Here is a 24,911-nt window from a genome sequence, read left to right as displayed (position 1 = left end):
GGAGCTGAGGAGACCTTTCAATAGGAAAACTAATCTGAAATTAGTTTTAGCCCGGGCGATTGTTCGATAACTGTCGCTGGAAGTAAAAGGGTCGATGGCATCCAGCTACTCCTCGCCCGACGGGATCTGCGCAACCCGCGCTCAGTCAAGCATTAAGGTTCGAAGCGCGCCCCGGAAGTTGATGGATTTGCCACGGCCTTGTCGGGGCGCGATAATTTGTCCGATAAAGATCCTATGTTCCAGGCACCTTGTGGTCATACAAGAGGCATTCGAGCGCGCAAAATGCGTTCGGAAATAGCGGTACATTGAGAACGCATGATTCCAGACGCAGTATCGAGGCGGTGAACGCATTTGGGCGCCTCCCCACCGCAAAAATGCGGGGCAAGGTCCTCGTCATCGCGGAGAAGGCTGACTCCAAAGCTGCCGCTGGCAAGGGATCTCATGATGTGTCTCAGAGCAGGCATTGATGCACCAGGCACGGCCGCTCGATGCCATGAACGTCATAAAATTCACCATCGGTCCACGCCCTCCGGCTGCGGTTCCGGTCGTCAGGATGGCGACACCGCTCGAGATTTCGCATGGCCTGACGGAAATCTGCCGGTTGGATAGACGACATTTGCCGAATGGCAGAAGAGAACTGATGGCTCATGATATGTCTCTCCAGTAGTACGCGAGTCCGACGTTCATCCGTATTCGGCGGCGTGTAATCGGTGCGCGGTGCCGGAATACGTGAAGAGCAAGTTCAGATCGAGATCGGGTGGGACTTCGATGTCCTCTGGACTACCTACAATCACGACCAGACGGACGTGCAGTATCTCGCCTTGTTACCCGGATCGGCGATTGCAGCGGCAGAACTGAGAATTGGCACCGCCACGAGTTTCAACAGGACGCTCGTCGAGCAGGAAACCGCGCTGAGCGGCTGCCGACGATAGAGTTGTGGTCGCGATCCGACCAGCTGGGCTGGAGCGTCGCGGGGCCGCCGCGCGGAGGGGGGATGCCCATTGTGGTACCGGCGCGCGCCTGCCAGACTGTCTCCGCCTGTAGAGGCATCCGCACCTAATGCACCTTCAGGAGAATACGTTTTTTCGCCTCGAGAAGATGCTTATCGAGCGTCGCGTGCAGCGCACCCCGTAGCTCCGGCGGGATCGAGCCATCTGTATCGATTAATTCCCGGAACTTCCGAATAATGTGTTCTATTACTGCAATAGATGCGAGTGTTTCAAGCTGCCGCCCGAACGTCATCCATTTTCTCCTTTGGCGCACAGCGCGCTTCGTCGCGGGTCGTCACCTTGGCGGGAACCGGGCTGCAACAGGCTCTCGTCGATAAAAAAGTCGGCTCTCGGGTCGGTTCTCAGCCCAACTTGCTTTGATCACGGCGAGCGCAGGCGGCGCACGCTCTTTGAAGTCCCGCCCAAGTGACCCGCGTTCGCCGCTGCAATACTTTCGCGCTCGTGAGCAGAAGTCTTGCTCGGAATACCGCGACATCGGTTAGCTCGCCGTCACGCGTTCGAAACCGCGATCAGGCGCTTCAGTCGAGCGGCCGCCGCGCCGCCATCAAGTGATTCTTGTCCAAGTGCTACGCCTTCTCGCAGCGTCGAGGCGCGCCCGGCCACGACCAATGCTGCGGCCGCGTTCAAAAGCGCGGCGTCGCGAAATCGACCTGGCGCGCCATCAAGCACATTTTTCAGCGCAACGGCATTAGCCTCGGCATCGCTGCTCTCCAGCGCGTCCCGGCCGCGGGGGAGCCCGGCGTCTTCAGGCGTCACTTCGAAGGTGCGAACTATACCTGCCTCAAGCGCGGCAACAGAGCTTGGACCGGTGAGGGTTAGTTCATCGAGCCCGTCCGAGCCATGAACAACCCATACCGACTCGGCACCAAGGTTCTTCAAGACGTACGCCAGAGGCTGGACCCATTCGGGAGAGAATACCCCAACGATCTGCCGCTTGACCCTGGCCGGACTGGACAGAGGCTCGATAAGATTAAAGATCGTGTGGGTTCCAAGTGCGGTCCGGATCTGGCCGACACGCTGCATCGCCGGATAGTGGGCTGACGCAAACAAGAAGCCGATGTCGGCTTCCTGTACACAACGTGCCAAAGCCTCAGGCTTGAGATCGACCTTCACGCCCAGGCGCGTCAACACGTCTGCGGCGCTTGAACCCGAAGACGCGGCGCGGTCGGCGTGCTTGGCGACAGGAATGCCGGCTCCGGCGACGATGAAGGAAGCACAGGTCGACACGTTGAGCGAATATACAGAGGTGTCGCTCATGCCAGCGATACCGACCGGTTCGCACGCCGCCTCGAGCCGCGGCATTCTATTCCGCATCGCCGACGCGGCGCCGGTGACTTCTTCGATCGTCTCGCCCCGGACGCGCATCCCCATCAACAAGCCACCGATTTGGGAGGGAGTCGCGTGACCCGACATCATGCTGTCGAAGGCTGACGCAGTTTCCTCGCGTGTCAGAGTGGCGCCGCCGGCAAGTTTTCCGATGATCGATCGAAGCGCTTCCATCGAACTTTACACGTTCCTTGTTCAAACCTCGGACCCGTCCGTCTAACGAGGCATGGTTGAAGAGACCGGGCCCGGGTGCCTTGACGCAGCTGCCCGACCCATCCGCCCGTGGCATGGCGTCATTGACGCTTGAGGCGGCAGTCGTTGACTGTGGGCACCCGCGGCGAGGCTACAACCTGACGCTACGTGAGGGTCAAGCTCGACCTTCGTGGTGCCGTCGAAAGGAGATCGTCGGCCAGTTAGAACATTGTGGTTTCTTGATGCCAGGACCGATAGAACTGTCTCGCACCCGCTGGCCGCGTCGGCAGCGGCCTCTTTACCGCGATGTTCCGGCCGGATCACCGCAAGCTTCATAGCCTTTTAGCTGCGCGCGCCGCCGCCGTCCTGGATCATTGAAGCGGCTTCCTCTACCTGCTTGGGGGGTATTGGTGCTGGGTGGATCGAGCCCGATCTCAGACGGCTCCACGAAATAACCCCACCTGATTGTAAATGAAGGTGCGCAAAACAGTCTTCATGGAGCGATCGACGCCTCCCGTTGGCCCGCCCGCATGAGGCGGTGAGCCACCGGTGTTCGGTCCTGCCTTACAATCGGAATACGCCGTACTGCGGCGCATCGATCGGCGCATTGAGCGAAGCGCTTAATGCGATTGCGAGGGCAGTTCTGGTATCGACAGGATCAAGAATGCCGTCGTCCCAGATTTCCGAGGTCGCATAATAGGCACTTGACCGCTCCCGATACTCTTCAAGAATTGGTACTCGAATGGCTGCCAATTCCTGCTCCGAGAGGCGCCCTCCGGCGCGAGCCAATTGTCTCGCCTTGACGTGGGTGAGAACTCCGGCGGCCTGCTCAGCGCCCATCGCGGATATCTGAGAATTCGGCCAGCTGAACACGAATCGAGGATCAAACGCGCGTCCCGACATAGCGTAAGTTCCTGCGCCGTGCGAGCTATTGCAAATGATCGTAAACTTCGGCACGGACGCTCCGGACACCGCCATGATCAGCTTGGCGCCGTCCTTGGTGATCCCACGCCGTTCATATTCGCGGCCAACCATAAAGCCCGTTACGTTCTGCAGGAAGAGCAGGGGCGTTCGGTTCTTGTCGCACAGTTGAATGAAGTGAGCCCCCTTTAGCGCGCTGTCGCCGAACAGCACGCCATTATTGGCAAGGATCCCAATTTGATATCCATGAAGTCGCGCGAAGCCGCACACGAGTGATGTGGCATAGCGCGGCTGGTATTCTTGAAATCGGCTGCCATCGACCAGACGGGCGATGATCTCTCGCATGTCGAACTGCGCTCGCGCGTCCTTTGGAATGATTCCGTAGAGTTCGGACGCACTATAGGCGGGCGGCTCGGGGGCTACTCGATCGATCGAGGTCTTCGCCGGTTGGTGGAAGCGAGCAACGACGTCGCGGGCAATCGCAATCGCATGGAGTTCGGAGCTTGCGAAGTAATCACTGGTGCCCGACACGCATGTATGCATCAGGGCGCCGCCAAGTTCTTCGGCCGACACTTGTTCGCCGGTGGCAGCCTTCACGACCGGAGGGCCGCCGAGAAAAATTGCTCCACTACCTTCGACGATAATGTTGTATTCACTAAGCGCCGGGACGTACGCCCCTGCTGCGGTGCAGTGGCCCATGACAATGGCGACCTGCGGCACCCCCATCTTCGAGAGAATGGATTGGTTGCGGAGAATTCGACCGGCATGGTAGCGATCAGCAAAGAATTCCGCCTGCAAAGGCAGGAATCCGCCGGCGCAGTCGCACAGGTGAACGACCGGCAGACGGTTTTCGATGGCTACATCCAGTGCCCGCACGATCTTCTTGACCGAGAGCGGATACCATGCGCCGCTCTTCACGCTGGCATCGTCGGCGTGAACAATAACCTCTCGCCCCGCCACAATACCGATGCCGACGACCTGGGCGGCGCCCGGCACCTCGCCGCCGTATGCCTTGTTAGCCGCTAGCGTCGAAAGCTCTAGGAAAGGAGTTTCCGGATCGAGCAAGGCCACGAGTCGCTCACGAACAAACAGTTTATTCTGCCGACGCAGCCGTTCGAACTCCCGCTCGGGCCGGTCGAAGCGGGCAACGCGCTGGCGCTCCTTCAATTCGGCGGCAAGTTGTCTGTTGTGCAGGTCGTTGCGACGAAATTCCTGCGAGTTCACGTTCGCCACGGAACCGATCCGCTGCATTTCAGCGCCCTTCTTCCTTAGAGAGCGTGACCAGCACAGCCTCATGCTCGAAGCTGTCACCTTCCTTGACGTGAATTCGATCGACGATTCCATCCTGTGGCGAGCGTATGACCGTCTCCAGCTTCATGCTTTCAATCAGCATCAGTGCCATTCCCGCCGAGACCGATTGACCAGGCGAAGCCGTGATCGCAACAACAAAGCCAGGCATTGGCGCCCGGGCCACCAGAGCGTCGGTCTCGTTATGCCCGCAAGCGCACTCTCGCAACGGATCATTGTAGCGCACAATGCGCGTCCTGCCGCGGACGTGGAGGTGAATGAGATCGCCCTCGATGGCGAACCTGACTGGTTCACTCTGGTCCGCAATGGTCAAGACGCCGCTACTGTCGCTGGAATGGGTGAAAGCGATAGGGGTAATCACCTGATTTTGCAGATGGAGCCGGTAGCCCTGATGGCTGGATGAAAGCCACAATTCATGATATACGCCGTCGGCCTCGAATGAGTGATACACGTCAATTCCTCCAACCGCCAAGTGCTGCGTGAAGCCCGGGCACGGCATCGGCCGACTCGCGGACCGGTTTCATCAGGAGAGCCGCAGATGCCAGGAACGCAGACATTTCGACTTCAAAGTTGTCCGCTGCGAGATGTGGGTTGTCTTCTAGGTATCCCGTATGAAACTGGCCGCTGAGAAATGCCTCGTCGCGAAGAATCCGGGCCAGCAAGTTCGCGTTGGTCTCGCACCCAAGTAGAACCAGTTGGCGTACGGCGCGATGGGCTTTCAGAGCAGCCTCCGTGCGGCTCGCTGAATGCACGATGATCTTGGCGAGCATGGGATCGAATGCCGGCGTGAGGTCCTGGCCTTGCATGATGCCGCTGTCGATTCGTACGCCATCCGGATACTCGAGAACAAGTACTTTGCCGGTGGTCGGGACGTATCCGCGTTCGGGAGCCTCCGCGCAAAGCCTGAGCTCGATTGCATGCCCATTTGAAACGATATCGGACTGCGAAAGTGCGAGTTCGCGGCCCGCTGCCGCATAGACTTGTTCGGCGACCAGATCGACGCCGGTGATCATCTCGGTCACCGGATGTTCGACCTGAAGGCGTGTATTCATTTCCAGAAAGTAGAACTCTTCGCCGCTGAAAATGAACTCGACGGTGCCTGCATTCTGATAGTTCGCCGCACGGGCGATGCCAACGGCGGTCTCGCAAATCCGGGTCCGCAATTCTGGTGATAGCGCTGGCGAGGGCGTTTCCTCGATGATCTTCTGAAAACGGCGCTGCACCGAACATTCGCGCTCGAAGAGATGGACTAGCTTCCCGAAGGAGTCACCGAGCACCTGTACTTCAATGTGTCGCGGGCTCTCGATGTATCTCTCAACATATACTCGGCCATCGCCAAAGTAGCGACGCGCTTCACTTCTCGCCTGCTCAATGGCTGTCTTCAACGTCGCAAGGTCGCGTACAATCCGCATTCCCTTGCCGCCACCACCACCTGATGGCTTCACGAGCAAAGGGGCTCCAATAGCCAGCGCTCTTGAAACGAATGTCGCCGGATCATCTTCCTCGATGGCGCAGGGTACGACCGGAAAGCCGGTGCGCTGAACGAAATTGCGGGCGCGAATCTTATCGCCCATTAGTGCGATAGTTTCTGGAGTGGGTCCGATGAACGCAATCCCGGCCTTTATCACTCTACTGGCGAATTCCGCATTCTCGGAAAGCATCCCGTAACCCGGATGTATCGCGCCGGCGTTCGCCTTCTGGGCGGCGGTGATGATCTGCGCGATGTCCAGATAGCTAGCGATCGGCGTGCGGCCGCTGATCGGAATAGCCAAGTCAGCCATCGAGACGGCAGGGGTTCCCGCGTCAATCTCATGGTAGGCAACTGCGGCACGAAGCCCAAGCTCGTGCAACGTTTTGATGATACGTGCGGCGATCTCACCCCTATTGGCGATCAGAACCGTGTCGAAAGGTAATTTATGCATTCCCCTATCCGGACAAGCGCGATTGAACCAGAGCGTCAGTCAATTGTAGGCGGCGATGCCTGACCTTTGGTGACCGTCCTGCAGGTCAGGCTTGAACCCCTTTCCGTGGATGAGGCAAACGAACAGGCCGCCACATGTTCACTTCGAGTCGCTGCGTTTCTTGCCAGCGTCTCGCACGGAGATCACGTACCGACACTGCTCACTGAGGTTCGCTTGCCTGGATCGGAGGCAGGCCGTGATAGCGGTGCGATCTGGTATGTGGCTGCTACAAAAGCGGAACACGTCCCCCATGCAGGCCTCTTTCTCCTCTGCGGTTGCCGCTTGATCGCGCGCGCTGGCTAGCCCGGGCATGACAGCTGTCATCGCGACGGCAAGAGCGAGAGCGCGGTAGTGGAGTTTGAGGACCGAAGGCAGCTGAGTTCGTTGAGTGTGCGTCATGATATCCCTTCAAGTCGATGGGGCTGGGGTTGTCTCTTCCTGCCCGAAGCGCCAACATGACTGTTAGTCGCGAAACAGGTTGAATTGCTTAAGTGCGGTGTCGGCAAGCTCGTTCTCCACTCTTGCGGCCTGACGGTACGGTGCTGGTCATCTGTCCGGCATGACAGAAACGGCACTGCCGTAGTGACGGAGCCCTGCGAAAGGGGAAGCGCTGGCGGCTGAGCTGGCCGAGCAACTGATCATGGGAGCTTCCGGTCTTGTGCAGTGAGTGCATGCATGCCGCGAGGCATCGCTTGGGCGGGAGTTTGCTTAGGTGCTTGGCTCAGCCCACAACCGACTAACGAGGCAGTAGCCGGTGCGACGAAGGGCTGAAGGGGCCCGGGCCACGACGCAGAGAGAGCAGGAAAAAGCCAGGTGCGCTCAGGTCATTGTTGATGATGCATTCGATCATGCAGAGAGGTCATGCCGGCGCGTGCCGCTATCTGGTGTAAATGCGCCTGTATTCCACCTTCTTATGTGAAGGCGTCCGGTAGGGCATCTGGGACGGAGCCTTCGTCTTGCGTCCGTTCCGGTGCAGCCATGGTGAAGGCAGCGTCTGCCGTGCAGATCTCGAAACGAGCGATGTCGTGTCGCCGCGACAGGAACAGCCTTCGATGAAGCGCGGACAAGCGAACATTTGGACGATCTTGTGGTCTCTATTGGGTCGTGCCAGGTGAGTTTCGATGTTTGAGACATTCGCAATTCTCATGACCCGTCAGGAAGCGTCTAAATTGTCGGAGGTGGTTCCCACTTGTCCAAGATCGTACAATCTAACGCTACGTGCGTTTCAACCCCTTTTCTTGCGTGCGACCGTGTGAGGATGTCGGAGCTGTGCATTCCTTTTAGGAGCTTCGGCGAGCGCGGACTTCACGAGTCTGAATGGCAGATGTGAATGGTGACTGCCCGCTTCGGCAACCAGGCCCGCGAGCGTCGCTGTTACGGGATTATACGGAGTTCCGGTGTCGCATTTCTTTGATCTATGAATTGCATGCTGTCGGCATGAATCCGAAAAGTATACTCTTTCAGTCCGACCACTGGCGAGGCCGTGCGGAGGCAACGCGAAAGAAGGCGGAAGCGCTTGCTGACGGCAAAGCGAGGGATAGGCTGCTTAAGATTGCCATGGAATACGACAAGCTGGCTCAGCGTGCCCACGTGTGGCGGACGCGCAGAAACGAGGACGATACGTGGCCTGAGCAAGAGCTGTAAGGCGCCGCTGCGGTTCGATAAGCACGCTCCAGCCTGTTGATCGCTTCGCGACAACGGCTAGGCAAATGTCGCTCAGCATGCAAGTCGGTGGCGCTTGCTCCGGCCTTGAGGCGGCACAGTCGAGCGAGGCATCCCCGGCGGTCCTGTGTCGAGCTCCAGATCGCGACCCGTACATCGAGGGCGAAGGAGGCCGCTGCCCAAGGGTCGCTTCAGGTCTGCTCGTCTCGTCAGCTTTTCGAAAGGTAATCCTCTTATCAGAGGACGCGCAACCCTAGGCCTCCATTGTGGTCAATGCTTTCTGAAGGTAGAGCGCGCCATGCCATCTGCGGTGGCCGTGTTGATCTGTTACAGGTCTGTGTTTGGCACTTCGTCGCGGCTGCAATCCCGGCCGGAAAGTTGGCAGCATATCAAATTCGAGACAGTTGCCTCATGCCTCAATATTCCGTTTGCATTGGCCGGAAGGGTGGATTCTATGTCGAGGTAGCCGCCCCAAGGGTTGGGTTGAACCAAGTCTGTGAAAAAGTCTTCCCCTCCGATTGATCGTGCGCATGCGTTGCGACCGCGTCATGCGAGAGACGTCGGAATGCCCCTCGTGCCCTTGCCATCCGCGAGATTATTCAGAAGAGGGCTGCAATGATCCAGCAGATACCAAGCCAAAGCAGCGCATTGACGAGGAGTGCGGCCAGAAGCCCCAGGTTCCACCTCTTCCGCGCTTGCCGGGGGCGACAATCCGCGCTCAAGTATATGACCGTTGGGTGCTTTGGTGCGCGCCAATGTGTCATTTCATCACGCGCCGCTCGGGTCCACGGAAAAAGGCGAGAGTGTGCATGCCTCGTATCACTCACAGGTTCGCGGTCCTCTTTCAAACCGCGAGCATCAGACCAGGTTTGTTGCGCGGCGAGCATCCAGTGGATGATATGCTCGCGCATCGTCGGTACAGGGAGGTCGCGTTCCCTCACCACAGCAATCTACATGCCACGACGCAGAAGTGCTGGCACCGCTTTGATGCAAGAAAAAAGGCGCGTTCGTCGGCGTTGGTGACACGGAGCCGCTGCAAGTGGTCGGATTCACGACGTGGACGTATGGAAGAGAACACTCGCGCTAGCAGCGGAAGGGTGAGCGCTTCGCGAGCGCCGCACCAGAAATAATGCGTTAGGAGTTGCATCGTAGTGACGCGGAAGAATCGGCCGACGGTCGAAGTTGCGGTCAATGAGATCGACGGATCATTGTCTCTGATCGCTAGCCTGCAGAGAGGCAGTAGTCGATCCGCTGTATGTTATCCGCTCGAAGACAGTTCATGCCAGTCGTCCGCGGCTCTTGTGCGACCCCGTTCGCTTTGCGCCCCATGCAATTCTATCGGGCTGACATAAATGGCGCATTGACACTGCATAAGAGCCGCGAGAAGGCGGCATCGCCGCGAAGCGTAACCTAGTGTCGCCACTGGTTTGGCGAGCCATCATACAATGTAAATGTCAAACGCCACCACAGGGATCATGCCATGATGCCGATCGATTGATTGAGGACGGTAACGGGCCAATTGCCGCGGACTTCATGTGCTCAAGCAGGTCGCCATGAGACACATGAATGAGCGCGGCCACGGACGCTTGCTTAAAGCGCGATGGTCGATATTGGTGTTGCGGACGCGCGCGCTCTGTTAGCCGATGTGCGTCCAGCACTGGCTGGCACCGATGAGCAAGATGCGCCGCATGAGAGCTGCTTGGACGGAGTTTGTCCGGTGAGCGAACCCGTCGGCCCACCATATGAGCTGGAATGTGTAGTCCGCGGGCTGAGGCGCCATCGGCGGATCGTGCACGGCTCTTAGTTAGGCAATCAGCGGCCCTTGACAGTGTTAAGCGGCGACAATGCGTGCGTTAGAAAGGCTAATAGGAGGAGAACGGCGATAATGGACATCTGCGGCTTTCTCGGATGGTTTGCTGAAGAGTGGTACAGGAACTTTGGGGGAAGGACCGAGCCGGTTGATGAGTTGCGAGACAACGTCATCTACGTCGAGTTCAAGGCGATCCGAGAGGCAAAGGAGGTCGCGTGCGAGCACAAATCATAGGGAAGCTGGAGGCCGGCCGCGTGCAAAGCGGCCGGTTTGCTACCCTTCCTGGATCCGGCCCTTGCGGCCTGTTCTTTGTGCAGGGGCCTTGCGGGTGCGAACTCAAGATAACTGCATTTGTCCGTCCTGGCTGGGAGCACGTCGCTGTCTCGACGCCGCGGCGCTGTCCGAATTGGGAAGAAATGTGCTTTGTCAAAGAGCTGTTCTGGGATGAAGAGGAGTGCGTCATGCAACTGCATCCGCCACATTCGCAGTATGTGAATAACAGCCGATACTGCTTGCACCTCTGGAGACCAATTCATCGGGACATCCCAATGCCGCCGCCGAGCTTTGTAGGCGTCGTTGGGTTGGGGCCATCAGAAGCAGCAACGTTGTTTGCCCGGATGAGCGCGGCAGAATGATGGGCTAAGTTAACGACATCCGAGCGATGAGCCGAGCAGATGCAGAAGCACCTGTTTGGCGTCGCCGGAAGGAGGCGTCACAAGCGGATATATGTCAGGACCGGTCGCCGGTTGCGCTGTGCGGCGGTGCTGAGTCTGAATCCACACTTTCGAAGGAGCCGCTGGCAGCGCACTGATCCGGTTCAAGAGATGTCTCGTATGCGCTTGGGACCAATTATGCTTGGGAGGAACAAAGATTGGAATTGGGGTCTTGGCGGCATTCAAACCAGAGTTGTGGAACCGTGCTGAACGTCGGTTTGGCGCTAACAACAACGTCTCATCCGGCCCACCGCCCACCAAAAGGCAACCACTGGACGATCCGACGGAGCGATTGTGCGCTCTTTGGAGCGAAAAGCATGTGCCGGCCGAACAGCATAACGCGAAAAGCCGAGATCGAAGCCAAAGCGACCGCCGAATACAGTTTGACGAAGGCGCTGTCCAGGAGCCGCGTCGGTCACGGGCCGTGGTCCGCCGTCACTCTGACCGCATCCGCAATTGCTCAAGCCAGGCCCGCGGGTGGCTGTGCAAGAGCCGTTAGCTCGCGGCCACTACTGCGCGCCTGGAGCGGGGCTGATGAGCAGAGACCGTCGGGCCACCAAATAGCCAACTCGGGCGGTAGCTTCTCCAAGCCTATTTGGTTGTCAGCTCGTCGTCAGCTTGCCGCAATAGCATTCGAGGGTAGGGCGTAAGCAGCCCGCCCTCGCTCTGAGGAAAAGTACGCTGAAGAGGCAGGCGAACCGCCATGTATAATCGAGTTAGTGGCCAATTCTCACGCCCGAATCAAACTAGCGAACCGAGTCAGCCGGCAGACAGCAGCGAGTTTGCGCAAACACTGACGGATCTCGCTCGACTGGAGAGCCCGACACCTGGGGAATTGCCCGACAAAATGGGGCTCTGCTGCAGCAAGCCGCATACTTCCGATGCAAACATTTACAGTCCAAGCACCTCAGATCTCGGCATATCCTCTCTGTCCTCTAGCTCAAATCCATCCTCTCCACCGAGGCCGGTCCGTGCTCTGTTCGAATACAGGACTGCTGAATTGCCCGAGGCCAATGTCAACGGCATCTGCGTTGGATTGGCAGCGGAGTGGATCCGCAATCTCCCAAGCAGCCCTAGATCGCGGATGAGTGCGCTGCGCCCGGGTACTCAGACTCACAGCTCAGCGGCAGGGCGCCAGCAGCGGTATGAAGAGCTCAAGACGGCGGGAGGTTCTCACAATCCTCAGGCAAGAAGCACGATGTTACGCGAAGCTGGCCTAGCGCCGTCCGCCGAACGAACGGGATATAGGTTTGGTACATCTTCGCGCATTGACCAGATCGTGAACGAGGTCACCCAAGACCCATCGATCTACTTGGTCAGCTTGCGTTTCACCGGAGGTGGCGCCCACACGATGGCAACGTCGACATCGAATGGAAGGACGACCCTCTTTGATCCTAACTATGGAGAATTTAATGTTCGGCCAGATCAGATGGGTGATCTGTTCAAAAGTCTTGCCGACCGTTACAGCAACCCGCCGAACCGACTTGAAATATCAACGGTCGTCACACAAAGGATGACGTGAGTGTTTGGGAGGTTCCAACGCGCTTGCCGATCCCGCTGGCGGACCCTTTCGTGATCGATTCGGACAGCCGCATCGCCTCCAAAAGTGCAAAACCTTGGTCGGGAACGCGGATTTTGCCGCCCTCAACGTGATGCCGGAGCTCACCGCGGCACTTCGGATGTTGGAGCGGTGCGCTGAACGGAAGCTCTCGGAAGCAGTGCAGAGGGGTCGAATGTTCGGAGATTGAGGCTGCCGATCACTCAGGTTGATTGTGCCATGGCGCGTTAGAGCCGGGATCGTCTGTGCTTGCATTCAAGGGGGCCCGGCGGCTCCGTTAGAGCTTGCCTGAAAGAAGATTAAGCTCCTCGTGTGGGTTTCGATGCGTTCCCCCTTTGCGATCAGGGCTAAGAGCGGGCACCAGGCATCTACCAAGACGACACAAGCTGTAGTTCGCCTGCTTCGAAAGCATCGCCGGCCTCTTTTCTACTGGCGTCGCCAGCCAACCAGCTGCCGCTGCGAATGCATGCCGTCGCACCACCGAACAGGCCTAGTCGACGCTCGCTACGCGCTCCGTACCAATCCGCGCCTTGTCTCGTCCCTGCACTTCCGCTGACGTCCGGCGCTGGTGAAGATCTCGCGACCCCGAACCGAGAGTGATAATAGTATGCACCGTGTTCGTTCTAAGCCTCACGGTTCAAACAGACCGACAGCGATGTCCCTAGCCTGATCTATAACTCTTTGGAACTGGTCCAGCTTTGCACTGAGCTGGACTACAAGGTCATTTTCCAATTTACTTCCCGAACAATGCGAGGTGACATTCTGAACTTGCGGCCCATACCTCTCTCCGGGTAGGGGGCGCAAGGTCGCTATTAAGAAGATTGTCGCCCGATGGCTTCGATATGATCCCAGTCTCACACCGGAAGTAGCGCGGGCGCGACTCGGCGCCAATCGGGCTGGGATGGATCAGTCGCTGTCCCTGCCACGCCCGCACTACTGGTCGAAGTTAGCAGAAAACGTGACTCGGCGCCCAAACACCCCACGCATACACGGGGTAAGCGCTGTCCCTACCACGCGCCGCTAACTTCAACGGCGTTATACGCGGGCCAGCTTTCCGAAAGCTGACGAGCCCGACGCGATTCACCTAACGAAGGATAGCCGGTGTGGGGCGGTTCCGCCCGTCTAGAACCCATCCATCTGGCCAACCTTCCTGATGCGGTTGTCAGGTCGATCAGCTTGCCTAGCTCACAAACGTCTCGGTAAGGATCGTCAACGGACGGCATCCGTGGTCTGAGATGAGCATGATTGGTTTGGATTTGGCCGAGAACGTATTCCAGCTCCACGGCGCTGGGCAAGACGGAAGGACCGTTCTCGGTAGGAAGCTCAACCGCAGCAGGTTGCTCGGTGGTCGCGATAAAGGCCTGCGCCAGCGAGCAGAAGCTGCCGGATTCCGGCAGTGCTCAGGCACGCCTTTGGCTTTCTGAAGCTATGTCGTCGCGCGTGGCATCACCACGCGGACAGTCCGCTAGGTGTCAGACATACTGCAGCAACGTGAGGTAATCATCTGTAAGGACTGGGGAGCGAATGTAACAAGCTACGTCTTGAAGGAAGGTGGCTAGAGTCCGACTCGCCGCGACTGCGGCCTTCGAAAGATTGCCGTGCCGGCGCGCGCGTACGGAGAGTTGCCAATTCGGAGCTGACCAGGTCAGCGGCTGCTGCCGGACAATCGGAGGTAGAAATGCAACCAGAAGACATGACAGCCTGGGCCAGTCCCAGTGTGGTGAGCCAACCTGCATAGATCAGCACGGCGCACCGTCTGTCTCATTAAGCGCAGAGAGTTCCTCAATTGCAGCAGCATGGATTGATGACGCACAAAGTGACCGAAAGAGATCGGTTACCTCGTCACGTGTGGCTTTGGAGAGGAGGCAACGGCCTAGATTCGATAGGAGCGCCTCAGTAGGCCCGTCGAAGATGCGCAGGGTGCGAGCATCTCGATACATTTTAGCTAAAGGCGTTCTCTCATTGTAACCACGGCCGCCTAGCAGGTTCAGCTGACTGAGGTCAGCGATCAGACTGGAGTATAGTGCAGCTGCACGGCCTTCAGCTGTGCGTTCCTGCGGCTCCCCGAAACGGGCGCAAACCTGAGGGTTTATAGCCATAAGGCCCACATGATCCCGGCCGCGCTTCGCGCCAATTCATCCCCGTGGCTCGCTCGGCTACACGTTGGTATAGTGTGGATGTGAGGGCAGTATAAGTCCGGGACCCGGAGTTATTGCGGCCGCCGCGCGGGCTCCCATCAAGATGCGTCTTTTCATTATGACCTACCGGAGTGCACGCTCGTTTTAGTGACGTCCCATTCTCCTCGAGATACTCAGCGTGGTCGATTGGTGTTTCGTCCCAAAGAGGGCCTCCTGTGGAGAGATCCGTCGTGCACCGATCGCCAGCATAGGGCGGCGATACGCGGCATATGGCGTTTATCATGTTCACTGCCATTGCGTGGCTGTTCGGATAGCGCAGACATACGCGCCGCGCCAACGAAGCGAATGATCTCAAGCCTGCGAGCAGATCGCTTTCATCGTGTTCACGGCCGCCGACCTTGATCTCTCAACGCGGGCACCCGGGACTTCGAACGGTGATGTCGGACAATGGTCAACGCAGGAACGCATTTCGAATGTGAACCGACACCGCGGATCATTCGCCGGGCTGGCCCCTGGTGCAGGACCCCTGATCATGTGCAGTTCAGCTAATCCTTGCCCGCGGACACCACTGCGCATCCGCTTTCAGGAGCCGCCTTGAAGACCTCCCTAAGCTCCGGGTCGAGCAGGACCTCCTCAGCGGCTGAATCGGTGTTGGGTGCTACGTCGCGCCTCCGCGGGTAGATTGCACGTGATGCCAAACGCGCTGATCGGGGCAGGGACTATCAGCCATCACCATGCGGTCGGCCTCGACCTGGTACGATCGGCAGCGGCGACCGGTTTTGCGATGTGCTACCCTTTCGGCCTAATAGCGCGTCGCGCAAATCATGCTCAAGCAAGAACCTGAGCCGCGATGGTGGTTGATCCCTTTCGCGCTGCTTCGCGGGCGTTTTATCTTCTCAGTCTGCCGCCAGGTAGATCACGTTCCATGACGCGGGCTTGAGCCTTGCCCGCAACTTCCCGCGTTCAAAGGCCACGCTTTGCAGGGGCGCCGGCTTGACCTTGTCCGGCATATTCTCGGTGTTCGCCGCCATCAGATCATCGTGCCGGAGCTCGAACTGCTCGTGAACGGCAAGAGAACCGAAGCTTCTTGCTTCGACGCTTACCTCCATCTCCTGCTTCAGATCACGATTGAGCAGAAAGAGCGACAAGCCGCCGCCTTGTTCGGCGACTGCCGCTATCTTGAGATATGGCACGTCAGGCACTGGAAAGGTCGGGGCCGGTCGAACGTCAGGATTGTTGTGCGATGCATAGTAGGATTCCGACTCGACTTGCGCGCGCAAAATCCTGCCGCGACCAAAGCGGCTCATATGCGCAAAAGGAAAGAAGATGGTTTGCCGCCACGCACCTCCGCCTGTCCTGGTCATGATCGGCGCGATGACATTTACGAGTTGCGCCAGGCAGGCAACTTTCACCCGATCGGCGTGATTCAGTAGGGAAATGCAGGCGCCGCCGAAGGCGAGCGCGTCCTCCATCGGGTAAAGCTCCTCGAGGATGGGTGGTGCCACTGGCCAGCAGCCTATCGGGACAATCTCGTTGCGCGTTCGATACCAGACGTTCCATTCGTCGAAGCTCAGCATGAGACGCTTTTTGGAGCGCCGCTTGGCCGCAACCGCATCAGCTAGGACGACGACCTCATCGATGAAGCTGTCCATCAGGTCGGTGCTCGCGAGAAACGACGCGGTGTCATGTCTGTAATTTTCAAGATAAGTATGGATCGAAATGTAGTCGACGTAGTCGAAGGTGTGTTCGAGGACGGTTTCTTCCCATTGGCCAAAACTAGGCATATCGCGCAACGATGAGCCGCACACCGCAAGCTCAATGCTAGGGTCCACCCGCCGCATCAACTTGGCCGCCTCTCTTGCAACTGCTCCGTAAGCGGCGGCGCTCTTTTGTTCTATCTGCCAGGGCCCATCCATCTCGTTGCCGAGGCACCACAGCTTGATCCCATGCGGCGTCTGCCAGCCGTGCTTGCGACGGAGTTCCGACCACGCAGTTCCCCCTGGATGGTTGCAGTATTCGACCAGATTACGAGCGGCATCACCGCTGCGGGTCCCCAGATTGACGGCCATCATCGGCGTGACATCGGCGGCCCTGCACCAGTCCATGAATTCATTGGTGCCGAAGCTGTTCGGCTCGGTGCTGAACCAGGCCAGATCGAGGCGCGCCGGCCTCGTCTCCTGTGGCCCAACGCCGTCCTCCCAATTGTATCCGGAGACAAAATTGCCGCCGGGATATCGAACGAGGGTCGGGCCGAGCTCCTTCACGAGCGCCAGCACGTCCTTCCGAAAACCCCTCTCGTCTGCGCTCCGATGGCTTGGCTCGTAGATGCCGCCATAGACGCATCGGCCCAGATGTTCAATGAAAGCACCAAAAAGACGAGGGTCGGTGCAGCCAATGGTGAAGTCGCGGTCGATCAGAACTGTGGCTTTCCTCATGTCCTTCTCGGGTGGCCTGGGGTAGATGACAGTCACGAGGTCGCTGCTGCTGCGCGACACAAACGGATCAAGATTCGTGCCGTTTGGGAGAGCCTCCATGAAGCCGATCCGCATCTATCGAGCGATTTGCCGAGTGCGAGCCTTCCGCGGCAGCGATGGCACGGACTGGAAAGAACCCGCAAGGAACGATCCCCGCTAACGATCCGCGCCGATCAGGGCAGCGAGTCCGCGTCGCGGAAACTTGACCTATGGGCTTGCCCGCGCCGGGGCACGCTGGAGTTTCTCGCAACCCGGCAAGCCAAACGCGGATGCGAGCATCGAGGTCTTCGACAGTCGCTTCCGGGCCGAATGGGTCAGATCCGATTCCTCTGCCTTTTCCAGACGCGGAGGTAAAGATGGAGAATTGGCGCAAATACCACGACGAAGAACGCCCCCCGGTGGACCGACGTAACTAGCGCGCGAACGCGGTCAGAGTCGTAAAACTCCATTTCTGGGCGGTCCAAACCGCGGTGTCGCTGCATCCGCAAAAGTCAATCCCCGTGATCTGCCTGGCCGAGTACTCAAAGACAACCTGCTGACACACACGCTCTCTAAACAAGATATCCATGATAGGACGCTGCGGGGGAGTTGAGAGGGCGTGTAGGCGAAGCGGAGCCCATGCGCGAGGACATGAAGCGTACATTGATCATGGCATTTCCGCAGGATACCTTGCGGTTTTTTATGATGAGCATTCTCCCTGGGGGTTTCAAACAAGGCCTGTGGCCATGAGATGTATGGCGAGCTTGTAGCTCCAGGAAAGCGCAGTTTGGCGCTTTGGACGACGCGTCAGAACAGGAAAGTAGGCGAGAAGATCGAGAGCGGGTAAGGCGGCAACGGACATGCCCCAGACGAAGGGTTCGAGCACTCGGATGAGCAGAGCAGCTCTATAAGAGTCAAGCACGACAGGGCCAGGTTCCATCGCAGTGCTGGCCCCGTTTTACCTTGGCCGAGGCCCTGTCGCCGCCGAAGAAAAGCCGTAAGCAAATAGGTCTGGCCCTACCGCGGCTCCTATGGGTAGGCCGATGGGTTGTGGCTTTGCGTTGCAAGCTCGCCCGAAACAAAAAACCCTGGCATTCCTGCCAGGGTTTGCATGTCATCGACACTTTGAGAGTGTGGATCAGAAGTCCATCCCGCCCATGCCGGCGCCCGGAGGCATTGCTGGACCAGCCGCGGCCTTCTTCGGCAGCTCGGCAACCATCGCTTCCGTCGTAATCAGCAGCGCCGCCACGGAGGAGGCGTTCTGGACCGCGATGCGAACGACCTTGGTCGGGTCGATGATGCCCTTGGAAACAAGGTTGCTGTACTCGCCTGTCTGCGCATCGAAGCCATAAGAGTACTGCTCGTTGTCGAGGACTTTGCCGACCACGATCGAACCGTCTTCACCGGCGTTGATCGCGATCTGGCGGGCCGGCCAGGACAGGGCCTTGCGCACAATCTCAACGCCGGTCTTCTGGTCGTCGTTCTTGGTGCGCAGGCCCTTGAGCTGCTCGGAGGCACGGAGCAGCGCGACGCCGCCGCCCGGCAGGATGCCTTCTTCCACGGCAGCGCGGGTCGCATGCATCGCGTCATCAACGCGATCCTTGCGCTCCTTCACCTCGACCTCGGTCGCGCCGCCGACGCGGATCACCGCGACGCCGCCCGCGAGCTTGGCGAGACGCTCCTGGAGCTTCTCACGGTCGTAGTCCGAGGTGGTCTCTTCGATCTGCGCCTTGATCTGAGCCACGCGCGCCTCGATGTCGGCCTTCTTGCCGGCGCCGTTGACGATCGTGGTGTTCTCCTTGTCGATCATCACCTTCTTGGCGCGACCGAGCATGTTGAGCGTGACGTTCTCGAGCTTGATCCCGAGATCTTCCGAGATCGCCTGGCCGCCGGTCAGGATCGCGATGTCCTGCAGCATGGCCTTGCGGCGATCGCCGAAGCCCGGAGCCTTGACGGCCGCGACCTTCAGGCCGCCGCGCAGACGGTTCACGACGAGCGTCGCGAGGGCTTCGCCTTCGACGTCCTCGGCGACGATGACCAGCGGCTTGCCACTCTGCACCACGGCCTCGAGCAGCGGCAGCAGTTCGTTCAGCGAGGAGAGCTTCTTCTCGTTGATAAGGATGTAGGCGTCGTCCATCTCAACGCGCATCTTGTCGGCGTTGGTGACGAAGTAGGGCGAGATGTAGCCGCGGTCGAACTGCATGCCCTCGACCACGTCGAGCTCGGTCTCGAGCGACTTGGCTTCCTCGACCGTGATCACGCCTTCGTTGCCGACCTTCTTGACGGCGTCGGCAAGGAACTTGCCGATTTCCGCATCGCCGTTCGCGGAGATGGTGCCGACCTGGGCGATCTCGTCGTTCGAGGTGACCTTCTTCGAGTTCTTCTCGAGGTCGGCCACGACGGCTTCGACCGCGAGGTCGATACCGCGCTTGAGGTCCATCGGATTCATACCGGCGGCAACCGACTTGGCCCCTTCACGGACGATCGCGGCGGCTAGGACGGTCGCGGTGGTGGTGCCGTCGCCGGCAGCATCTGCGGCCTTCGAAGCCACTTCGCGCACCATCTGGGCGCCCATGTTCTCGAACTTGTCGTCGAGTTCGATGTCCTTGGCGACGGCAACGCCGTCCTTGGTGATGCGAGGGGCGCCGAACGACTTGTCGAGCACCACGTTGCGCCCCTTCGGACCGAGCGTGACCTGCACGGCATTGGCGAGAATGTCGACACCGCGCAGCATGCGGTCCCGCGCGTCTACTCCGAATTTGACTTCCTTGGCTGGCATAAAGAATTCCCTCAGTACTTATTTCCTGTTCCTTCAAGGCGCCCGGTGGGCGTTCGTAGGACGTGAGCTGTGCGAGCGCTGGGTTAGGCGGCTTTCTTCTGGGAAATCTCATCGGTGAGAACGCCCAGGATGTCGCTCTCCTTCATGATCAACAGGTCCTGCCCGTCGATCTTGACCTCGGTGCCGGACCATTTGCCGAACAGCACGCGGTCGCCGACCTCAATGTCGATCGGAATCAGCTTGCCGGCCTCATCGCGGCCGCCCGGGCCAACTGCAATGACTTCGCCCTGCGAGGGCTTTTCCTTGGCTGTGTCCGGAATGATAATGCCGCCAGCGGTCTTCTCATCGGCGTCGATGCGCTTGACCACGACGCGGTCGTGAAGCGGACGGAAATTCATACAGGTCTCCTGAGCGTTCGAACAAGTTAGAGATAGGCACATAGTGACCAGCCCAGCTGTAGCAAGAGTCAGGCCAAATGAGCTGAACGATCCACGCCTGCAATTCTGATGAATTGCTGCCTGTGCCGCGCGTGTCTTTGTCTGAAATCAAACGCCCTCAGGTACACAGCCCGTCAAGCTGTTGCGTAAATGACATCGCATTTCGTCGAAACACCCGCATTGAGCCCCAGCGTTTCTCAACATTGCGCGGGCGCGCGTTACGCCGGTCGAGCGTGTTTCGACGACGGCGGCCAGACCGCACATAATTTGCTTCGTCTGACGGCTGCATGTAGCCTACCAACGGATGGCCCCCGGCTCCGCTGCGGAGGCAGCAGAAGTTTGTTCAGGCGCATCCATCGACGAAATTCGCGACTCGTGAGCCACCACGCAACGAGAAGAAGCATTGCGATGGACGATCGCGAGAGCCTAAGCCAACGCAAATGCGAGCGCAAAGATCACGTGCTCTTCATTCCCCAGTGTTGCAGGAACGCTGTAGGGGAATTGACGCAGCAGTTCGGCGGCGCGTTCCGCAGATTGGCAATGCAGAAGGGAATGCGGGGTCGAGGAGAAGCATTTGATGCGTGATCATGTTCACATGATCAGTTTTATCCCACTCGGATGTGCGGTGTCGTAAGTGGTGGTGTACATCAGGGGCAAGAGCCCTATCCATCTGGCGCGGGTCTATGGAGAGAGAAAGCACAACTTCTAGGGCAGAGTTTCTGTACCCGGGGATAGTTCGTCTCCATCGTCGGTCGAGACGAAGCGGTGATCGGGGAATACACCCGTAAGCAGGTGGCCCGACGATACCCGGATCGACCAAATGAACATGGGGCGCAAAGGCCGCCTTCGGTCGGGCAATAAAACCGGGAACGCGTCCCTCACGGCCGCTTCGAGCGGCTCAATCCCCAAGGCCCCCCTTCGGGCGATACTTACCAGCTGATGCCGGCGAAACCTACGGTGCACAAGACTCATCTAAGCGCGGCGCTCGATCAATTTGACTTAGCCTCGCATACCAGCAAGTACCAACTATCTCGAGGGGATTTTTCCGGCAAGAGGTGGCGTGCTTCAAGAGAAACCATGATCGATTTGTATCGAATTGTCGAGGTCCAGCCGCGGCACCGTCGCCAAGATCTGTTGAACTTACCCCGATCGTTTGTAGACCGATAGCCATAGAACAGATCTGCGGCGACCGCCGCGGAGGCTTGCTTGCGCGCAGCATCTGGGCTTTGAGCACGAACGCGCTTCTCCGAAGAGCAAGTGGTTCCGAGAATGGAATAGCCCGCAGCTGCTCGCAAATTGCGTCAGCGAATCCGAGATGGCGAACGGCAGTCGGCAGAGCATATTTCGCGCAACCGTGATCGAGCTGCTTGGCTATTGCTGTGCACGAGAGATCACTCTGCCCGGCACGCTCCAAGAGAATAGCCGACAGGTGACACTCGAGCGAAGCCGATCTTTCGGCCATCCCGAAACGAACCGCAGACAATGAGCTAGCTCACAGAGAGCGCGTCTGACGGCGTGGGTTCGAACTTGCATCGCGGGGCAGTCGCCGCACCTCTCGGTCCGACAGGTTTCCGTTTTGACATCGATGGCACCCGATAGCCGTCATGGATCAAGGGGACGGGCGGACATATGAATTGTATACCTTAATATGCGTTGTGCAGCCGCGTCTGGCGTGTGATTTCGGCTTCGAAGTCGAAATTCACCTGAGCTCCGCGCCCAATGGAACAAGCACCTGTGTCGCCTGTAGAAGTACACCAGCACATCGTCTCACTTCTTCAGAAGCCGAATCCCGTCATCCTGGATATTGGCTGCAATGACGGGACCGATACGCAACAGTTTCTCAACCTGTGCCCGGAAGCTCAGCTCTACTGCTTTGAGCCGGACCCCAGAGCGATCGCGCGCTTCAAGAAGAAGCTGGGCGCATCCCTCAACAGGGTGAACTTGCTTGAAATCGCCATCAGCAATCGAAACGGGATGATCGACTTCCATCCAAGCAATGCAGATGGTGATGCGAAAGAATGGGACCTCTCCGGCTCAATACGCCGCCCGAAGAATCATCTTACCGAGTATGATTGGGTTCGGTTCGATCGCCCTGTCTCGGTTGAAACGCGGCGGCTGGATGACTGGTGCAGCGAAGCCAAGCTGAACACGGTCGATTTCATCTGGATGGATGTCCAGGGAGCCGAAGCCGATGTTATCGCCGGCGGCATGCAGACGTTAAGCAACACGCGCTTCATCTACACGGAATATAGCGACCGCGAGCTCTACGAAGGGCAGCTGTCCCTGCAAGCCATTTTGGACCTGTTACCATCATTCGAAGTGGCTGCCCACTATCCACGCGCGGTGGAAGGTGATGTATTGCTCAAAAATGTGCGCTTCTAGTTTCTACTCATATATAGCGCCTCATCCGTCGCTGGAAGACCTCACCAATGTGCTCTATGCCACCCAAAGCTGCACAACTGGTGATTAGGGCACGGTGATCTCGATGGCCGGACGGGGACTCCGGTTTGTGTTACTGAACACCCCACGCAGGACGACCGCGTCGTGCGGTGGTAGGTTTCTGACAATCATTTATTTGGCGAGCCGGCACGACGACGAGTTTGCCGTCAGCCGCCACGCGGCATGCGCGTTTCCGCCGCGCTGCCGATCTTCTACCCCGGTGCTAACCGACGACTAGACCTTCAAGATCGCGCACGACTGAAATGTCCCAGCCGGTGACGCGCTATGAGGTCGCGTGACTTCCCGGCCAGGTACGGCGTGCAAGAGGCTGACGGTCGCTCACATGTAGGGTAAGACTTCCGGCCAAAGACCTCAATGCCTTGTAAGAGTCGCTCTGCTCCCACCTTCTCGCGGCGCATGGGAGAGGCGAATTTCACGATCTCTTTGAAGGGATCGACTCGTGTCTATGCTTGACCATACGCTTAAGTCAGACGTGACGGCGCGCCGACTGGAAGTGATCACGGAGACAGGACGCCGTCGTTGGTTCTCCAAGGACGACAAGGGCCGGACCGTCGAGGAGACGCTGGTACCAGGCGCGGTCGTTTCCGAGATTGCCCGGCGACACGGGCTGACCCCACAACAAGTGTTCACTTGACGGCGGCAAGCGCGCCTGCAGCCGGCGCCGGTGGCTGACAATCCGCCGTTTGTACCGGCGATGGTAGACGCCATGGTACCGGTCGCGGTTGCTTGCCATGAGCGCAAGCCAGCGCAACCCAAGGCCAAGCCGGATGTCCGGGCTCGCCGTTGCGATGCAGGGGCATCGAGATCGAAGCCGAAGGCCTCGCTATCCGGATCGGCCGAGGCGCCGACGTGGCGATGATTGCGGCCATCATCCGTGCGCTGAAGGCAAGCCGGTGATCGGCCGTCCGGAACTGATCGGGTGATGGTGGCAACCAAGCCCGATCGACTTCGCAAGGGAATGGACCGGCCAGCTTTGGGCCTATGCTGCCGACGACAGGCCCTGGGGCGGCCTCGATCCGCCCGGCATCGCCTATGTCTATGCACCCGACCGCAAAGCGGAGCGGCTGTTCAGCCATCTCGCCGGCTTCAAGGGCGTCCTGCAGGTCGATGGCTACAACGCCTACCCAAAGCTTGCCGACCGCAGCGAGGTCGAGCTCGCCTTCTGCCGGGTGCACATGCGGCGCAACTTCTACCACTCGCGACAGCCGGCCCCGCGCCGATCGCGAGCGAGGCGCTAAAGCACATTGCCGCATTCTACGCGATCGAGAAGGAGATCCGCGACCGCAGCCCGGAGGAGCGTCGTCTCGCGGCAGCAGGAAAGCCGGCCGCTGGCCGATACCTTCGAGGCTTGGCTAAGCGCCAAGCTAGCTCTCATCAGCCAGAAGATCAAGCTCGCCGTCGCCGTCCGCTACGCTCTCTCGCGCTGGCAGGGGCGCTTCGTTGATGATGGCCGCATCGAACTCGACAACAACACGATCCAACGATCAACCCGTGGCATCAACCTCAGTCGCAAGAACGCGCTGTTTGCCGGATCCGACGGTGGTGCCGAACACTGGGCTGCCGTCGCGTCCCTGATCGTGACTTGCAAGCTCAACGGCGTCGACCCGCTCGCCTATCTCACCGACGTCCTGGCCAGGATCGTGGACGGGCATCCAAACCGCGACATCGACCAGCTACTGCCCTGGGTCTATCGCCAGCCCTCAAAGCCGTGGCCTGAGCACGACGCTTAGGATGCCTTCAAGGCCGCACTCATCGCCGTATCGACTCGTCCGGAGTGTCCTCAAGCTGCACCGCCATTGTAGCGGCCGCCGCCGAAGCCGGGGCGGCCGAAAGCACCCCAAGGGTAGCACCGAGGAGCAGGGTCAATACACCAACCGCGCCAGTCGGCGCGCGATCCGGACCCATCGCGTCCTTTAGCGGCTGCCGATCAGCCTGGCAGAAGGCCATACACTTGCCTGACCAGCTTAGGTCGATGTTGAATTGGCGCAGCGTGCGCGACGATCGGCAGTAGCGACATGATGATAGCAACAGATAGACACAGAAGGAGAGACATGGATCGAGGATAGTCGATCGGTTACGCGGAGGCAATTCAAGCTCAAGTGCAAAGTTCTGCGCAACTTGCGCGGAATTATTCCCCAGCTGATTTGCGCGCGTCCTGATCAGAAAGCACCCATATTTGCTGC

12 protein-coding genes and 2 pseudogenes are annotated in these 24,911 nt (G+C 58.9%); 5 read left to right on the top strand and 9 right to left on the bottom strand.

Annotation, left to right across the window (positions count from 1 at the left end):
* Positions 1–451 precede the first annotated feature (451 nt).
* Entirely contained in the window at positions 452–649 is a 198-nt protein-coding gene (locus I6F31_RS04685; RefSeq protein ID WP_225184838.1) for a hypothetical protein, read from the bottom strand.
* A gap of 61 nt (positions 650–710) precedes the next feature.
* Between I6F31_RS04685 and I6F31_RS04680 the strand changes: the two genes are divergently transcribed.
* Complete coding sequence (locus I6F31_RS04680) at positions 711–932, top strand: hypothetical protein (protein ID WP_225184837.1); 222 nt, start codon at positions 711–713, stop codon at positions 930–932.
* A 124-nt stretch (positions 933–1,056) separates the two neighbouring features.
* Here I6F31_RS04680 and I6F31_RS04675 read toward each other — a convergent pair whose 3' ends face one another.
* From I6F31_RS04675 to I6F31_RS04655, 5 genes are all read right to left on the bottom strand, one after another.
* On the bottom strand, positions 1,057–1,242 hold the full coding sequence (locus tag I6F31_RS04675; RefSeq protein WP_225184836.1) for a hypothetical protein: 186 nt from the start codon (positions 1,240–1,242) through the stop codon (positions 1,057–1,059).
* Between the two features lie 257 nt (positions 1,243–1,499).
* Positions 1,500–2,510 carry an anthranilate phosphoribosyltransferase gene (gene trpD / locus I6F31_RS04670; protein ID WP_225184835.1) on the bottom strand — a complete coding sequence of 337 codons (1,011 nt, stop codon included), beginning with the start codon at positions 2,508–2,510 and terminating at the stop codon, positions 1,500–1,502.
* A 582-nt stretch (positions 2,511–3,092) separates the two neighbouring features.
* Positions 3,093–4,700, bottom strand: a complete 1,608-nt coding sequence (locus tag I6F31_RS04665; RefSeq protein WP_225184834.1) for a carboxyl transferase domain-containing protein — start codon at positions 4,698–4,700, stop codon at positions 3,093–3,095.
* 1 nt (position 4,701) lies between these two features.
* Complete coding sequence (locus tag I6F31_RS36625) at positions 4,702–5,208, bottom strand: acetyl-CoA carboxylase biotin carboxyl carrier protein subunit (protein ID WP_225184833.1); 507 nt, start codon at positions 5,206–5,208, stop codon at positions 4,702–4,704.
* Between the two features lies 1 nt (position 5,209).
* Positions 5,210–6,679 carry a biotin carboxylase N-terminal domain-containing protein gene (locus tag I6F31_RS04655; protein ID WP_225184832.1) on the bottom strand — a complete coding sequence of 490 codons (1,470 nt, stop codon included), beginning with the start codon at positions 6,677–6,679 and terminating at the stop codon, positions 5,210–5,212.
* A 4,927-nt stretch (positions 6,680–11,606) separates the two neighbouring features.
* On the opposite strand from I6F31_RS04655, the gene I6F31_RS04650 reads away from it, so the two are divergent.
* A complete protein-coding gene (locus I6F31_RS04650) occupies positions 11,607–12,425 on the top strand; it encodes a YopT-type cysteine protease domain-containing protein (protein WP_225184831.1) in 819 nt (272 codons plus the stop codon).
* Positions 12,426–15,495: 3,070 nt separating this feature from the next.
* Here the strand turns inward: I6F31_RS04650 and I6F31_RS04640 are convergent.
* From I6F31_RS04640 to I6F31_RS04630, 3 genes are all read right to left on the bottom strand, one after another.
* Positions 15,496–17,034, bottom strand: coding sequence for an alpha-N-arabinofuranosidase (locus I6F31_RS04640; RefSeq protein WP_225185135.1), 1,539 nt, complete (start codon positions 17,032–17,034; stop codon positions 15,496–15,498).
* Between the two features lie 1,156 nt (positions 17,035–18,190).
* On the bottom strand, positions 18,191–19,831 hold the full coding sequence (gene groL, locus I6F31_RS04635; protein WP_225184829.1) for a chaperonin GroEL: 1,641 nt from the start codon (positions 19,829–19,831) through the stop codon (positions 18,191–18,193).
* 83 nt (positions 19,832–19,914) lie between these two features.
* Complete coding sequence (locus I6F31_RS04630) at positions 19,915–20,229, bottom strand: co-chaperone GroES (protein ID WP_225184828.1); 315 nt, start codon at positions 20,227–20,229, stop codon at positions 19,915–19,917.
* Between the two features lie 447 nt (positions 20,230–20,676).
* Here I6F31_RS04630 and tnpA point away from each other — a divergent pair.
* From tnpA to I6F31_RS04610, 3 genes and pseudogenes are all read left to right on the top strand, one after another.
* A pseudogene (gene tnpA, locus I6F31_RS04625) lies at positions 20,677–21,103 on the top strand (IS200/IS605 family transposase); the annotation flags it as partial.
* 899 nt (positions 21,104–22,002) lie between these two features.
* On the top strand, positions 22,003–22,650 hold the full coding sequence (locus tag I6F31_RS04620) for an FkbM family methyltransferase (RefSeq protein WP_346656470.1): 648 nt from the start codon (positions 22,003–22,005) through the stop codon (positions 22,648–22,650).
* Between the two features lie 1,040 nt (positions 22,651–23,690).
* Positions 23,691–24,458: pseudogene (locus I6F31_RS04610) on the top strand (IS66 family transposase); the annotation flags it as partial.
* Between the last annotated feature and the right edge of the window lie 453 nt (positions 24,459–24,911).

The sequence above is a fragment of the Bradyrhizobium sp. NBAIM01 genome (assembly GCF_020194115.1).
Lineage (GTDB): Bacteria > Pseudomonadota > Alphaproteobacteria > Rhizobiales > Xanthobacteraceae > Bradyrhizobium > Bradyrhizobium yuanmingense.
The sequence above is the reverse complement of the archived record's forward strand: the minus strand, read 5'-3'. Positions and strand labels throughout refer to the sequence as shown.